The following is a 12,834-nucleotide window of genomic DNA, read 5'->3' as shown; positions in this document are numbered from 1 at the left end:
TATGTCGGTCCGGAGGGGTATGTGTGGCGGCTGGTGCCAACAGGCGACCCATCGTCGCCGCTGATGATTATCGCGGAGGACCGATGATCCCCCCTCCGCTCGACCTGAGCCAAGAGTTAAAGCGCATCGCGGATGGCCTCGCCGTGAGTGGCGACGGGCGCGATTATGACTGCCACCGGCTGTATGAGATTGCTAACGCCCTCGCGGCCCGTGAGCAGTCCCAGGCGCAGGCGATCGCACGGCTGGAGGACGAGCGGACGCTCCAGGCCGAGGCCCAGGCAGTCAAGAGCCGGTGCGTGGAGCTTGAGGCGCAGTGGGGCGTGATGGCGCGTGCGTGCGGAAATTGGCGCGAGTTCAACGCCACGGGGCCAAACCGTCCGTTTACGGAATGGGAAACGCTGGAATTTCAAGCAGCAGCACGCGCCATCCTTGAGCGGGATGCACTCCAGGCCGAGGCCCAGACGCTGCGAGCGGAGATCGAAGATCGGAAAGGTGACTTAGACCAGCTGGCCCTTGAGTTGGAGCACGCCATCGAGCGCGCCGACGCCGCCGAAGCGGAAACCCAGCGCCTCGCCGACAGTTGGCAAGCGGAGTATCTGGCGAGGACGCAAGCCGAAGCCGAGGCCCAGACGCGCCAGCAGGAGATCGCGCAGCTGCGGGAGGAACTATCGGTCGAACGGTTCCAACGGCAGAACTGTGAACGTGAATGGCGATGGGCGTTGGAGAGCAAAGGCAAGGTCGAGCAGGAGAACACCACGCTCCGCGAGTTCGTGCAGCACCTACCTGGATGTGCAAAGCGCCTGCGATCGCACTGGATTACGACCAACGGCCGAACGTGCAACGACTGCTGCTGTGTGCTCACGGAACACGAAGGCCAGATTCACTGCCCCTGCACCTGCGGTCTCGCCACCCTCACGAGCGGGGCACGATGAAGACCTGTCCTGATTGCGGCTGTCGCGTCTATCGCCTCGGCTGCGTGAACTGTAACGAGGCGGCGTATATCGAGGAGCAAGTCGCCTTCACCGAGGCGACATATCCGCAGCCGCCCCGGTGCGAGTTGTGCGGCGAGGTATTTATTCCGGTGCATGTGTGCCACGCGCGACCGGCCGTGGATTGGGAGGGCCGATGACCCCGGACACGAGAGAGGGACAGCCGATGGAATGGGAGACTGGCAAGCCGCCGAACGAGGTCGTGGTCGAAGTGCAGCATAGGCGAAGCGTGCTCCGTGCTCGCGCGATCTGGGGCCGTGATGGCGTGCTCCCACACTGGGAATCCGAGGACAGGAACACCCTCTGGCCGCCGCATGCGTTCACGAAATGGAGGCACAGGACCGATGGCTAACCCGATGATCCCCTCCCCTGCCGATCCGCAGACGCCGCGAGAGCAGGTGATCGCTGAAATGCTGGACGCGCTGCGTCTTGTCGATGACCCAGAATCGGGCGTCGAATCGATCGAACCCGACCTTGTGCGCAAAGCCCTCGCCGCCCTCTCGCAGACGCCGCGCGCCGTCGAGCAGTTGGTGGAGCAGTGGCGGAAGGAAGAAGAGGATCACAAGCGGCAGGCGTCTGCGCAGGCGCCGATGGGTGGGTCGCTCTATGGGCGACATCACGCCAAATGGGAAATGGCGAAGCGCCACGCTGACGAACTCGCCGCCGCCCTGCAGGCGCAGCCGGGAGCGGCGCAGGCCGCCCCCTCGGGAGAACAGCCGTTCGTGGATACCCCGGTGCTGGCCGCGAAGCGCCGCGCCTTCGACGCGCCGACGCAGGCGAACTTGGACGCACTGATCGCGGCTGTAAGATCTGAGCCGGCCCCGCCTCCCCTCGCGCCGGAGCCGCTGATCGCGGAGTTGGAGCGTGAGATGCGGACCTACGGCAACAGCCCGCATGTGCCTCGCGGGAAAGTGGCTGAGTGGGCCGACAAGCTCGCCGCCCTCTCGCGCCCCTCGACGCCAGCGAACTACGAATCCGAGTGGGGCGGTGACAACGACGTCTCGCGCCCCTCGACGCCGCCCGACCTGCGGGAGTGGGTAAACGAGGAACGTATCCGACTGAAGAACGCGCTATCTGTCGGACACACGCACTCATTCGCGTTCGGCTACGACAGCGGACTCACTGACCTCGCGATTGCGTTGACGAATCGCCTCTCTGCCGCCCTCGCTGGACAGGCGTCGGGGGGCCGCACGCCGGAGAAGGCCGCGTTGACAAAAACGCTCGCTGAGCGCGTGGCAGTTCTGGCCGGGCTAGTCGAGGGGTGGATCTACGTGTTCAAGCGCATCGACGCAGCGGTGCGTAGCCATGATGGGCGCGATTTGCTCGACGAGCTACACCCGCGCCATCACCTCGACATCAAGCGCCGCCTCGATGGCCGCGAGACGTGGCACGAGGGTGACTGGCTCAGCGATCTCCGCAGGGCGATGCAGCAAGCTCGCGTGTTGTTGGCTGGCGGCGACAACCAAGTTGCCCTCGCGTCTCAGGTGGGCAGCACGCCACCCGCACAGCAGGAGGACTAATGTCACGAAAGCCCGTTCGCGGTCGTTTCTTCATCAAGATCCCGCTCGATGGCGGCGGGTCATACACCGTCGAGAGCGACAAGGACAAGTCGATCGACCCCGTGAAGATGGTCGAGCAGTTGCGGCACTACGCGGATTTCATCACCGAGTATTTCGTGTCGTCCTCTCCGGCGCCGCCCGCCCCCTCGACGCCGCCAGGGCGGCGCTACGAGTACTGCGAGCCGTGCATCACGACGACGTGGTGCTCAAGGCACGGACGCTGCCTCGCTGAAACATCCCCCGCGGCGACGACGGACGGATCCCGATGAGGAGAGAGAAAGAACAGGAAGACTTTACGCGCGCTGGGGAGACAGCCTGTAGGGGGACCGCCGCCTTACCGCACCGATCGACAGGAGACACATCGTGACGGCTGTAGACCGTGAGGACAGCGTTTGACGGGGCGACCGCCGAGCCGCCCATTGGCGGCGCTCGAGGCCTTCTTGCGGGCGCTGGTGCGTTTGCCGAGGGCGACAGCGGCCGGGTTCTTACGCCGCACGTCGCCGGCCCTTCAGGTTGAAGACGCGGGTCAGCTCTTGCGCTTCGTAGCGGGCCAAGTGCGCAGCGACCTGTTCGTCGGTCATGAAGCCGGTAATCGTCAGGATGTCGATGTGCTCGTTGCCGGGCGCGTTCTGGATTGTCACCAAGCGTTCAATCATCCCGCGGCGGGCCGAAGTCATGTTGTTCATGAACAGGATAATAAATCTATCGATAAGATATTGTCAATAGGGCAAAGTATTAGGAATAATGCGAATCGTCAGGCGGTGGAGAGGGGCGCCACGGGTGACGCGGTCGTTGCTCCCGCCGCGAATCAGCGACTCTCGTCCACGCGCGAAGGGGGATCTTAATGGCCTTCCGTTGTGGCAAATGCGACGGCCTCCCCGTCCCCGAGCATCACCGCACCTGTCCCCAGCGGGAGAGCCCGCCGCCAGCAGGCCCGGTGATCCGCGTGCCGGTCTCGACCGAGGCGCAGCAGCAACAGCTCATTGAGCTCGTGAAACGCCAGTGGGAGCGGGAGGACTAACGGATGCCTGATCCCGCCCCCGCTGATCGCCGGAGAGGCCGCAAAGGCTGGCAAGCCTGCCGGCGAGGCACGGAGAAGGGCGGCCCCTGCCCAGCCTGCGGGTATGCGCTCAGTCGGGTGTACGAAGGGGAAGGCGATGTGCGCTATCGTGAATGTGCGTCTGCGGGGTGCGGGGCGCGCTGGGTGACGCGGGAAGTCTTTGAGCGGAGGATTGCATGAGGATGTGGCTGGTGCGCGTGCTCGGCATCAGCGCGGCCGTCCGCTGGCGACTGGAGAGCCACAATGGCGGCATCCCGCTGTCGTCGCACATCATCGGCTTCAGCAAACCGGACCATGCGCCGCATCGGCTGTACGCGCATTGCGACGACCGCTCGGTCTGGCGCGTGCTGGTCTTTGGCCCGCTCGGCATCTGCTATCGCGTGGCGCGCTAGAAATACCCACATGTGGGGGTACCAACATTCCCCCACGCCCCCACAATCAAAGCTGCCCCTTGGCAGCCCAACTTCACACGCTTGCCCCGGCGCCAGCTCCACGCGCGAGCATCCGCGATCTTGTGCGCGAGATGCAGGTCGAAATCCGTGACTACGACCTGACGCCGGACCGGGCCTGCGTCCTGCTCGCCAAACTCACGGCCATCCTCGGTAACTGCCACGCGGAGCTGACGGACGCGGAGATCGCCTTCAACGAGGTGCTGCTGACGCACCTGGACTCCGAAGAAGCGGCCAACCGCGCCAAGATTCGCGCCGAAACCACACCCGAGTATCGCCGCAAGCGGGAAGCCAGCGACACGGCCAAGCTGGTCATCGCCCTGACGCAATCGTTGAAGACCATCATCCGGCATCAAGGCGAAGAAATGCGGCTCTCACGCTGATGTGTGCTGTCTCCATGATCATGGACCACTACGGCGACAAATGGCGCGATCGGTTGCCGAACACGATGCCGTATGAGCAGGTGCCGCAGACGCCGCAACAGCCGTGGAGTCCTGAGGACATCGCCAGGATATTCCAGTCGCCTGTGCCAGCCATCACGAAGGACGAGATCGAGGAGTTCCGGCGGCTGCTGGAGCGGGCGCGCGAGTACGACCGCCGCAACAATGAGCCGGAGTGTGAGCTGGAGTCCAAGAAAGCGGCCGTGCTCGCCATCGCCAAACAACTGGGCGTGGAGATTAGCTTCCTGTGACGCGCCCCGTGCCGATCGCGGTGGGGTGGTAGATGGCGCTGAGTGAGACAGAGGCCGTCATAGTGCACGGCCCCCAGTTGCCTGCCACAGACACGGCCAAGCACGGCAAGCGCCTCTCCCAAAAGGAAATTGCGCTGATTCTGAGCTTGGATGCCGCCGGGAAGAACATGTCCCAAATAGCTGCCGGCGTCGGCTGCGACGTGTCGACGGTCAGCCGCACGCTGTCGCAGTACACGGACCACCGTGAGTTGGCCCGCAAGCGATTGGAAGGCGGCGCGCTCCGGCTCGCGCAAACCGTTGTGAACACGAAGGATGCTGGCGTAGCCCTCAAGGCGCTCGGTAAGCTCGATGTGGTGCGGGAAGACGCCGCGCAGGGCGGGAATAGCCTCGTGGTGTTGCTCGGGAGTGAGGCCGCGCCACTGCAGCCGCCGACCCTATCCGCGATCGACGTCACCATGGCCGGACCTTCGCCTAGTCCTGGAAACGCTAATCCGGTTTCGCTTTCTGCGGACACGGCTGTAAGTGGCGAATTGGTGGAGGCGAAGGCCACGCCAATTGGGGGTGTTTCGCCTCCCAGGTTCGCATAATGACGCTTACGGTTACCTGTCCGATCTGCCGCCACGTCACGGATAGCCCGCAGTATGACCACGACCACACGACGGGCGCGCATCGGGACTGGCTGTGTAAGCGCTGTAATCTCGGCCTCGGCTTGTTCAAGGACAACGCAGGTGCGCTCTACCGTGCCGCGATGTACATCGAAGAGCATCAGGGCAAGCACGCCAGCGCACTCACGTATTTACGCCATAACCTTAATGATTTCCACCAGGATCGTGCGCGCCGCGCCCGGCGACGGTTAGCAGATGCGGGGCCTGGAGGGGGCAACTCGGCGCGCGAGTCGGCGGGGGACCCTAGGGGGCGGGTGGGGGCTATTAGCCACACGCAGTTTTCCCCCGTTTCGGTCTCTGCCGAATCTGCGAAATCGTTAGAGAAAGTGACTGCGCTCCAGCGTGGAGTATCGGCCCGATGAGCACGGCCACTTGTTGCTGGTGCGGCTCGGCGTTGGTGCAGCTGGAGGGCGTCTGGTGGTGCGGGCATCCGTCGGCGGAGGGGTGCCGGAAGCGGCAGGCGCGGTTTGCGGCGGCGCTGTACGACCGGAAGGCGAAGAAGCAGGTGGGCTGGCGGTATGTGCCCACCCCGAAGCAGACGGTCGCGCACGAGGCGCAGCAGACGTTCAAGCACACGCTGGCGGGTGGGGCGGCGGGACCTGGGAAAAGCAAGGAGCTCCGGGAGGCGGCGTATCAGGACTGCGAGCATATTCCGGGGCTGACCTGCTTGCTGTTGCGCCGGACCTACAAGCAGCTCGAGGACACGCATCTGCGGGAATTCGCGAAGGACGCGCCGCAGATTGGGACGGAGTATCTGGATTCCAAGAAGGTCATGCGGTTCCGGAATGGCTCGCTGATTCAGGCGGGACATTGCGAGACGGTGGCGGACGCGCAGAACTACCTGTCCACGGAGTACGACCGGATCATCTTCGACGAGCTGGTGACGTTTGACGAGGAGCCGGCGCTGGAAATCATGACGCGGGCCAGGACGTCGAAGCCGGCGGTGTTGGCGCGCGGGGGCGCGAAGGTGTGGGCGGCGAGTAATCCGGGCGGGCGCGGGGCGCTGTGGGTGAAGGACTTCTTTGTCGACAAGCAGCCGGACCCGCAGAAGTACCCGCGGTATCGGCCTGACGATTGGGCGTTTATCGAGGCGCGGCTGGACGACAACCCGTATATCGACCCGGACTATCGGGACACGCTGGAGAACCTGCCCGATGCCCGGCGGCGGCAGTTGCTGTACGGCGACTGGAACGTCTTTGACGGCCAGTTCTTCGGGGAATTACGAGCGGAGCGAGACGGCGTGCCGTTCCATGCGGTGACGCTGGAGATTGCGCCCGGGATCGAGTGGTCCTGCGGGATGGATTGGGGCTACAACGCGCCGGGCTGGTGCGGGTGGTTCGCGCATCTGGCGGACGGGCATTACCACCTCGCACGGGAATACAAGTTTCAGGGACAGAACGCCGACGAGGTCGCGACGGCGATCACGCGCATCACGAAAGAGCTTGGTATCAAGAAGCTCCGGTACGTCTCGGGCGATCCGGCGATGAAGCAGAAGACGGGGGCCGGGCGCGGGGAATCGATCATGGAGACGTTGACGCGGCGCGGGGTGCCGATGCGCGCGGCGGACAACGATCGCTTCAACGGGTGGATGCGGATGCACGAGTTGCTGCGGGAGGCGCCGGATGGGCGGCCGTGGCTCACGGTGGACCCGGGCTGCCGGTATTGGTGGCGGTCGGTGCCGGCGCTGGTGCAGGACCCGCACAACCCCGACGACGTGGACACGACGAAGGATGATCACCCGGGAGACGGCACGCGGTACTGGGCGGTGAGCCGGCCGAGCCCGACGCGGGCGCGCGAGTCGCGGAGGGTCCCCGCCCCCGGCACGGGTGGAGCGTTGCTCGCGGAGGCCATCGGGGCGCTCTCGCAAGGGGCGGTCTTGGGCGCGGGGAACGTGGCGCGGAGGGTGGCGTAGATGTTTGCGCGGCTGGTCTTCAAGCCGTTCGGAAGTGTCCTCGTGGACGTCCGCGGTGGCGCTGGCGTTGAGATGCCGATCGAGTTGGCAAACGGCGCGCTGTACACCCTCGCATTCGCGGCGGAGAGCGTAGAGGAGGACGGCACGATCGTATGTCGGCTATCGGCTATTACCAACGACATGCCGCCGCTCACGCCAGAGGCGGACCCTCTAAAAGCCGGCGACAACGCCCGGATGCCGATGATGGACGAGTTCGGCTACAGCGCCACGGCTGAGGCCGAGCAGCGCCGCAAGGAATGGGCAGCACGAGGGGTGCGGTACTAGATGGCGTCCTACGGTGGCCCTGACGTGCAGAACCTCCCACTGCCCCCTGAGGGCGTGGGGAGCCTCGCGTTCTGGCGCGCGCATCTCAAGACGGCGACGGACAAGCGCAACCGCTATCGCGACGAGGAGTGGAAGATCAACGTCGAGCGGTATCTGGCGCGGACGCTGAAGAGCACGCCCAGCGGGCATACCGTCGTCGTGCCGAAGGATTTCAGCAACACCGAGCAGAAGAAGGCGCAGCTGTTCTTCCGGGTGCCGGAGATTCACCTGACGCCGCGGCGGCCGGAGTTTCAGCAGGCCGTGCCGGTGTTCCAGGCGAAGGTGAATCACACGCTCGGGCGGCATGGCGTCAACGCGAAAGCGCTGATGCATGAAGTGCTGACCGACGTCGAGTTGACCGGGCTGATGATCGCCAAGATCGGGTATGAGCCGACGCAGGACGGCGAAAAGCCGGTGGTGGTCGGTCAACAGCCGATGCCGAACGTGGGGGACGTGCTCGGGCTGAACCCGGTGGCGATGCAGCCGATCATTGAGTCGGTGCCGAACATCATCCATGAGCGGTACTTCCTGGAACGAGTGTCGCCGGGGTCGGTGGTCATCCCGGGGGACTTCAAGGGCAGCGATTACGACCGCGCCGCCTATCTGGGCTTCGAGTTTGAACTGGACGCGCAGATGCTGGCGCGGCGGTTCGGTATTGATCCGGCGCTCGTCAAGAGCGGGACCGACGTCGATCAGCAGCAGTCATTGGACCCCGACGCGCAGAAGGACGGCACGACGGGTGAGGCGCGGCCGAAAGTCAAGGGCACGGAGCTCTGGTACCGGGCCGCGCTCTTTGACAAGGCGGTCAAGCACCCGGAGCTGATGCGGTGCCTGGTGCTGATTGACGGCGTAGACGAGCCGCTGAAGCATGCGGACTCACCCTATCAACGTCAGTTGCCAGATGGGCGGCTGCTCGGCATGAAGGGTTATCCGGTGCATATCGGCGCGCTCTACTACACGCCGGACTCAGCGTATCCGACCAGCGACGTGAGTATGTCGCGGGCGCAGGTCGACGAGTTGAGCAAGGGCCGGACGCAGATGGTCCAGCAGCGGGAGCGCAACAACTCGATGCGCTGGGCCGACAAGAACCGCGCTGATGTTGAACTGGTCAACCGGATTGTCAAGGGGGAAGTGCAAGAGGTCATCCCCACCGATGGCAACGGCGACGAGATCATTGGCGAGATTGCGCGCGCGCAGTTCCCGCGGGAGAACTTCGAGTTCAACCGCGTCACGCAGGGCGACATTGATGACGTCTGGGCGTTCTCGCCGGCCCAGCGCGGCAACCGCGGCGAAGGGTCCGACACGGCGACGGAAGCCAGCATCATCCAGAGCAACGCGGACGTGCGGATGGCATGGTCCCAAGGCCGGGTGCTCGATTGGTTCCTCGGGGCGGTCGAAAAGCTCGGAGCGCTCATCCAGCTGTTTGCCGATGACGAGGATTACCTGGAAGTCGCCGGCCCGGACGGGATCACGCGGCTGGAAGCGTGGGATCGATCGACGGTGGAGGGCGCGGAGTTCGTCTACAGCGCGAAGGCGAACAGCGCGATCCGGCAGGACTCCGCGATCGACATGAAACGGCTGTGGGATCGCTACTCGCTGCTGGCGAACGATCCGAACGTGAACCGGGTGGAGTTGCTGCGCTGGGCGCTGTCGATGTCGGACATGGACGCGGACAAGCTGGTCATCGCGGAGCTGCCGGAGAAGAAGCCGGAGTTGAAGTCGAATCTGTCGGTGAAGGGCGAGGATCTGAATCCCGCCGCGCCGCAGTTCCCAGTGATCAAGGCGGCGCTCGAGCAGCAGGGCATCCAGTTGCCGGCTGAGGCCATCCAGTTGGGCCTGCAACTGCATCAGAAGGCGCAGACGCTGGGTGCGCCGGTTGGGGATGCCCCGGTGCCTGGACCGGAGCCGGCGCCGCTCCAGACGGAGCACGGCGGGATGCAGGCGCCACAGGAGACCTTGAGTAAGCACCAGACCGACCTGAGCGGCATGATCGCCAACGGCGGGGCGGCGGCCTAATGCCGCTCTACGACGTGCGCTGCACGGCTTGTGAGGCGGAAGTCGAAGTCTTCGCATGGACTGCGGATCGGCTGTATCCCTGCCGCGCGTGCGGGGCGCCAGTCGAGAAGCTGCCGACGGCGCGGGTGAGTATGCGGCCGGATTCGATTCCAGGCGGGCTCGTGCTGGAGAATTTGGGGTCGCGGCCGGTGAAGGTGGAGAGCTGGAGCGAACGGAAGCGGATCATGCGGGATCGCGGGTTAGTGGAGTCGGTGCGGCACGTCGGGGCGCGCGGGAGCGATAAATCGGTACATACGTCGAGGTGGACGTAGATGGACCTGGGACAGCAGACGACGGCGACCTTTGACACGCCAGACGGCGAGCCGCAGACCGTCCCGACGATCCTGCTCACGGAGCCGGAGGCGTCCCTATTGGTGCGGTATCGCAACTGGCTCCGTCGTCACCACTTGTCGCGGGAGCTGGTGTGTGGAGATTGCGGGCCACAGGTGCCGCTTGAAGCGTTCATCGAGCCGCATCAGATCGGCCTCAAGTGTCCGCATCGGTTCCTGTTCCATCAGGGGCTGACGCGGGCGAGCTTCGAGCTGCGCGACGTGCCGGAGCCGTCGCCGTTGAGTATCGGCGTGGCGCACGTCGAGATGCCGAACCGGGACGCGCTGTTGCTCCGTGAGTATCAGCAGTTCCTCTCGCGGCACGGGCTGCAGGAAGTGCTCTGGTGCGACGCGTGCGAGGCACGGGAAGACGCACCGGGGATACGGGCGTTCGTGACGCCCGGCGAGATCGTGGTGGAGTGCCGCTGCACGCGGAGACGGCACAAAGGATTGACGATTTGACGTAACGAGTTTGAACGGATCGCTAGGCCACGGCTGATCCCCGTGGCTGAACACGCCGGACCCCTCCGGCGCGCGACACCGACAAAGGGGAACAAGGAAGGGGCCTTGTGACGCGCGTAACCGCGCCGTCCAAGGCCCTTTTTCTTTTCCCCGCGTTCTTCGCGGGCCGTCCAGCGAGAGAGACGGCAATCGCCCGCACCGAGCGAGATCGGCGCACAGGAGCAGTGAATCACATGAGCGAGACAACCGAGACATCCAGCGCCCCCGCCTCCTTCGGAGACGCCATGCGCGCGGAAGTGTCGGCGGCGGAATCGCAACCCGCCACCACGGATCCCGAGACGTCTTCCGCAGACCAGCCCGCCGGCGCGATAGCCGAGCCTGCGATCGAGACGGCGACGGAGCCGACCGCATCCACCGCACCACCGACCGATCCGGCCGCGCCGAAGCCGAACGAGCCGCCACAGGAGAAGTGGCCGCAGATTCTGGAGAACGCGCGGACGAAAGCACGAGCCGAGGCGGAACAGCAGTTCCAGCAGCAGCACGGACATCGACTGAAGGTCACGGACGAACAGCTCGCGGCGTTGCAGTTTGCCGAGAGCGATCCCGTCGCGTTCTTTCAGCAGTTGACCGAGCGCATCACGCAGCTCAAGCCCGACGCGATCCCGGCGCTCCGCTCCCATGCGGCGCGTGTGCTCGGGATGCGGGCGCAGGCCGCGGCGGCGCAGGAGACGAACGACGACGCCCGACCGGAGCCTGACTATCAGGACGCCACCGGGACGCCGTTCTATTCGGCGGCGCAACAGGAACGGGTGTTCCAGTGGCAGGCACGCCAGCTCGAACAGAAGTTCGCGCAGCAGATCGACCCGCTGCGGCAGGACTTCGCCACCCGTCAGCAGCGCGAACGCGCGGCGGCGGACTGGCAGCAGGCGGATCAGCACGCCGACCAGATTCTCACGGAGCTTCGGGCCAACCCGCAGTTCACGGAGAAGCAGGCAGACGTGCTGAAGCTGATGACGGAGAAGGGCTGGGACGTCCACCGCGCGTGGAGTCACGTCCTGTCCACCGACATCCTGCCCAGCCTCGATACCCGTGCGCGATCGGCCGTGGTGCAGCAACTCAAGGACAAATCCACCGCCGCCACCATTCGCCCCAACGACAGCGGGAGCGCCGCCGAATCCGGCTACAGCTCCTTTGCGGACGGACTGCGCCAGGAGCTGGCGCGGCTGGGCGCGCGGTAGGCGGCTGAGTAGAGGGAGCTATGGCAGACGTAAATCTTGGGCAAGTCGCCGCGACCGTCTGGGAAAAGGTCATCGGCACGAAGCCGAATGACAACATCTTCACATCGTTCGCGCTGTTTAAGGCGCTGGGGAAGGACGGATTCAAGGAATCCGCCGCTGGCGGCCGACTCTTCGAGTTCACGCTCGAATACAACGAGAACTCGACGTTCAAGTCGTACGGCGAGCTGGAAACACTCGATACCACGCGTATCGACGTGTTCGACGCCGCGCGCTATGACTGGAAGATCAACGCCGGCACCGTCGTGTTCTCGGATCTCGAGGAACTGCGGGCGGCGGGCGAAGGCAAGATCGACCTGACGGCGTCGAAGATGGAGAACGCGCGGAACTCGCACATGGCGACGATGAATCGCCAGTGCTTTTCTGATGGCGCTGGCAACGGCGGGAAGGACATCGAGGGGCTGACGAAGATCATCTCCGAGACGCCCACCACCGGCACGGTTGGCGGGATCAACCGCGCCACGTTCAGTTTCTGGCGCAATAAGGCGGCCGACGGCGGCCAGACCTCCGCGGACTTCGACAACCTGCGGTCGGCGCTGACGAGTGTCTACAACCAGTGCTCGCGCGGCGGCCTCACGGAGACGCCCACCGCCGTCATCACCTCGCGGACGGTGATGGAGGGGCTGGAGGGGACGGTCGTGGCGGTCGAGCGGTATGAGAAGCCGAGTGCGACACCGCGCGGGTTCTCGGTCGGGTTCAAGAACGCCGCGTTCATGTTCAAGGATGCCGAAGTGTTCTACGACGAGGATTGCTCGCCGTCGGACTCGGCGTACTTGGTCAATCCGAAGTTCCTGAAGTTCGTCTATCTCAAGGGCGCGTGGATGAAGCTCAAGCCGCGCGTCGAGCCAGCGAACCAGCTCGCGGTCGTGTCGCGGCTGTTCACCATAGGGAACCTCGCCACCAATAACTCACGGCGCCTGGGCGTCGTGTTCGACATTAGCTGATCGAGGGGAACGGCGCGGGGCGCTGGACTCCTCCAGCGTTCCGCGCCACCCACTAACGAAA

17 protein-coding genes are annotated in these 12,834 nt (G+C 65.0%); 16 read left to right on the top strand and 1 reads right to left on the bottom strand.

Annotation, left to right across the window (positions count from 1 at the left end; all coding sequences use genetic code 11):
* The first annotated feature begins 83 nt into the window (after positions 1–83).
* The 4 genes from GEV06_19895 to GEV06_19880 all read left to right on the top strand — a co-directional run bounded on the left by GEV06_19895 (position 84) and on the right by GEV06_19880 (position 2,817).
* Positions 84–932 carry a hypothetical protein gene (locus GEV06_19895; GenBank protein MPZ20156.1) on the top strand — a complete coding sequence of 283 codons (849 nt, stop codon included), beginning with the start codon at positions 84–86 and terminating at the stop codon, positions 930–932.
* 193 nt (positions 933–1,125) lie between these two features.
* Positions 1,126–1,341, top strand: coding sequence for a hypothetical protein (locus GEV06_19890; GenBank protein ID MPZ20155.1), 216 nt, complete (start codon positions 1,126–1,128; stop codon positions 1,339–1,341).
* Complete coding sequence (locus GEV06_19885; protein ID MPZ20154.1) at positions 1,334–2,509, top strand: hypothetical protein; 1,176 nt, start codon at positions 1,334–1,336, stop codon at positions 2,507–2,509. Before GEV06_19890 ends, GEV06_19885 begins: the two co-directional genes overlap by 8 nt.
* On the top strand, positions 2,509–2,817 hold the full coding sequence (locus GEV06_19880; GenBank protein ID MPZ20153.1) for a hypothetical protein: 309 nt from the start codon (positions 2,509–2,511) through the stop codon (positions 2,815–2,817). Before GEV06_19885 ends, GEV06_19880 begins: the two co-directional genes overlap by 1 nt.
* Positions 2,818–3,033: 216 nt before the next feature.
* Here GEV06_19880 and GEV06_19875 read toward each other — a convergent pair whose 3' ends face one another.
* Entirely contained in the window at positions 3,034–3,234 is a 201-nt protein-coding gene (locus GEV06_19875) for a hypothetical protein (protein MPZ20152.1), read from the bottom strand.
* A gap of 550 nt (positions 3,235–3,784) precedes the next feature.
* Here GEV06_19875 and GEV06_19870 point away from each other — a divergent pair.
* The 12 genes from GEV06_19870 to GEV06_19815 all read left to right on the top strand — a co-directional run bounded on the left by GEV06_19870 (position 3,785) and on the right by GEV06_19815 (position 12,773).
* Positions 3,785–4,000: a hypothetical protein gene (locus tag GEV06_19870; GenBank protein ID MPZ20151.1), complete on the top strand. Its 216-nt coding sequence runs from the start codon at positions 3,785–3,787 to the stop codon at positions 3,998–4,000.
* Positions 4,001–4,059: 59 nt separating this feature from the next.
* Positions 4,060–4,440, top strand: coding sequence for a hypothetical protein (locus GEV06_19865; GenBank protein MPZ20150.1), 381 nt, complete (start codon positions 4,060–4,062; stop codon positions 4,438–4,440).
* Positions 4,440–4,748, top strand: a complete 309-nt coding sequence (locus tag GEV06_19860) for a hypothetical protein (GenBank protein ID MPZ20149.1) — start codon at positions 4,440–4,442, stop codon at positions 4,746–4,748. The genes GEV06_19865 and GEV06_19860 overlap by 1 nt, the downstream gene beginning before the upstream one ends.
* 32 nt (positions 4,749–4,780) lie before the next feature.
* Complete coding sequence (locus GEV06_19855; protein MPZ20148.1) at positions 4,781–5,335, top strand: helix-turn-helix domain-containing protein; 555 nt, start codon at positions 4,781–4,783, stop codon at positions 5,333–5,335.
* Positions 5,335–5,775, top strand: coding sequence for a hypothetical protein (locus GEV06_19850; protein MPZ20147.1), 441 nt, complete (start codon positions 5,335–5,337; stop codon positions 5,773–5,775). Before GEV06_19855 ends, GEV06_19850 begins: the two co-directional genes overlap by 1 nt.
* Complete coding sequence (locus tag GEV06_19845; protein ID MPZ20146.1) at positions 5,772–7,325, top strand: hypothetical protein; 1,554 nt, start codon at positions 5,772–5,774, stop codon at positions 7,323–7,325. Before GEV06_19850 ends, GEV06_19845 begins: the two co-directional genes overlap by 4 nt.
* Positions 7,326–7,649, top strand: coding sequence for a hypothetical protein (locus tag GEV06_19840; protein ID MPZ20145.1), 324 nt, complete (start codon positions 7,326–7,328; stop codon positions 7,647–7,649).
* A 54-nt stretch (positions 7,650–7,703) separates the two neighbouring features.
* Positions 7,704–9,704, top strand: coding sequence for a hypothetical protein (locus GEV06_19835; GenBank protein MPZ20144.1), 2,001 nt, complete (start codon positions 7,704–7,706; stop codon positions 9,702–9,704).
* Positions 9,704–10,015 (top strand): hypothetical protein, encoded by a 312-nt coding sequence (locus GEV06_19830; protein ID MPZ20143.1) that lies wholly within the window; start codon positions 9,704–9,706, stop codon positions 10,013–10,015. The genes GEV06_19835 and GEV06_19830 overlap by 1 nt, the downstream gene beginning before the upstream one ends.
* Positions 10,016–10,534, top strand: a complete 519-nt coding sequence (locus tag GEV06_19825) for a hypothetical protein (protein ID MPZ20142.1) — start codon at positions 10,016–10,018, stop codon at positions 10,532–10,534.
* A gap of 233 nt (positions 10,535–10,767) precedes the next feature.
* A complete protein-coding gene (locus GEV06_19820) occupies positions 10,768–11,772 on the top strand; it encodes a hypothetical protein (protein MPZ20141.1) in 1,005 nt (334 codons plus the stop codon).
* Positions 11,773–11,792: 20 nt separating this feature from the next.
* On the top strand, positions 11,793–12,773 hold the full coding sequence (locus GEV06_19815) for a phage major capsid protein (protein MPZ20140.1): 981 nt from the start codon (positions 11,793–11,795) through the stop codon (positions 12,771–12,773).
* Positions 12,774–12,834: the final 61 nt, after the last annotated feature.

The sequence above is a fragment of the Luteitalea sp. genome (assembly GCA_009377605.1).
GTDB lineage: Bacteria > Acidobacteriota > Vicinamibacteria > Vicinamibacterales > Vicinamibacteraceae > WHTT01.
Note: the sequence above shows the minus strand (reverse complement) of the source record. Positions and strands in the feature narration are given on the sequence as shown.

Excerpts from the sequence above, each read along its gene's own strand:
- GEV06_19890 (MPZ20155.1), top strand. The coding sequence starts at position 1,126 with ATGACCCCGGACACGAGAGAGGGACAGCCGATGGAATGGGAGACTGGC.
- GEV06_19830 (MPZ20143.1), top strand. The coding sequence starts at position 9,704 with ATGCCGCTCTACGACGTGCGCTGCACGGCTTGTGAGGCGGAAGTCGAA.
- GEV06_19850 (MPZ20147.1), top strand. The coding sequence starts at position 5,335 with ATGACGCTTACGGTTACCTGTCCGATCTGCCGCCACGTCACGGATAGC.
- GEV06_19855 (MPZ20148.1), top strand. The coding sequence starts at position 4,781 with ATGGCGCTGAGTGAGACAGAGGCCGTCATAGTGCACGGCCCCCAGTTG.
- GEV06_19825 (MPZ20142.1), top strand. The coding sequence starts at position 10,016 with ATGGACCTGGGACAGCAGACGACGGCGACCTTTGACACGCCAGACGGC.
- GEV06_19845 (MPZ20146.1), top strand. The coding sequence starts at position 5,772 with ATGAGCACGGCCACTTGTTGCTGGTGCGGCTCGGCGTTGGTGCAGCTG.
- GEV06_19840 (MPZ20145.1), top strand. The coding sequence starts at position 7,326 with ATGTTTGCGCGGCTGGTCTTCAAGCCGTTCGGAAGTGTCCTCGTGGAC.
- GEV06_19815 (MPZ20140.1), top strand. The coding sequence starts at position 11,793 with ATGGCAGACGTAAATCTTGGGCAAGTCGCCGCGACCGTCTGGGAAAAG.
- GEV06_19880 (MPZ20153.1), top strand. The coding sequence starts at position 2,509 with ATGTCACGAAAGCCCGTTCGCGGTCGTTTCTTCATCAAGATCCCGCTC.
- GEV06_19870 (MPZ20151.1), top strand. The coding sequence starts at position 3,785 with ATGAGGATGTGGCTGGTGCGCGTGCTCGGCATCAGCGCGGCCGTCCGC.
- GEV06_19860 (MPZ20149.1), top strand. The coding sequence starts at position 4,440 with ATGTGTGCTGTCTCCATGATCATGGACCACTACGGCGACAAATGGCGC.
- GEV06_19895 (MPZ20156.1), top strand. The coding sequence starts at position 84 with ATGATCCCCCCTCCGCTCGACCTGAGCCAAGAGTTAAAGCGCATCGCG.
- GEV06_19820 (MPZ20141.1), top strand. The coding sequence starts at position 10,768 with ATGAGCGAGACAACCGAGACATCCAGCGCCCCCGCCTCCTTCGGAGAC.
- GEV06_19885 (MPZ20154.1), top strand. The coding sequence starts at position 1,334 with ATGGCTAACCCGATGATCCCCTCCCCTGCCGATCCGCAGACGCCGCGA.
- GEV06_19875 (MPZ20152.1), bottom strand. The coding sequence starts at position 3,234 with ATGAACAACATGACTTCGGCCCGCCGCGGGATGATTGAACGCTTGGTG.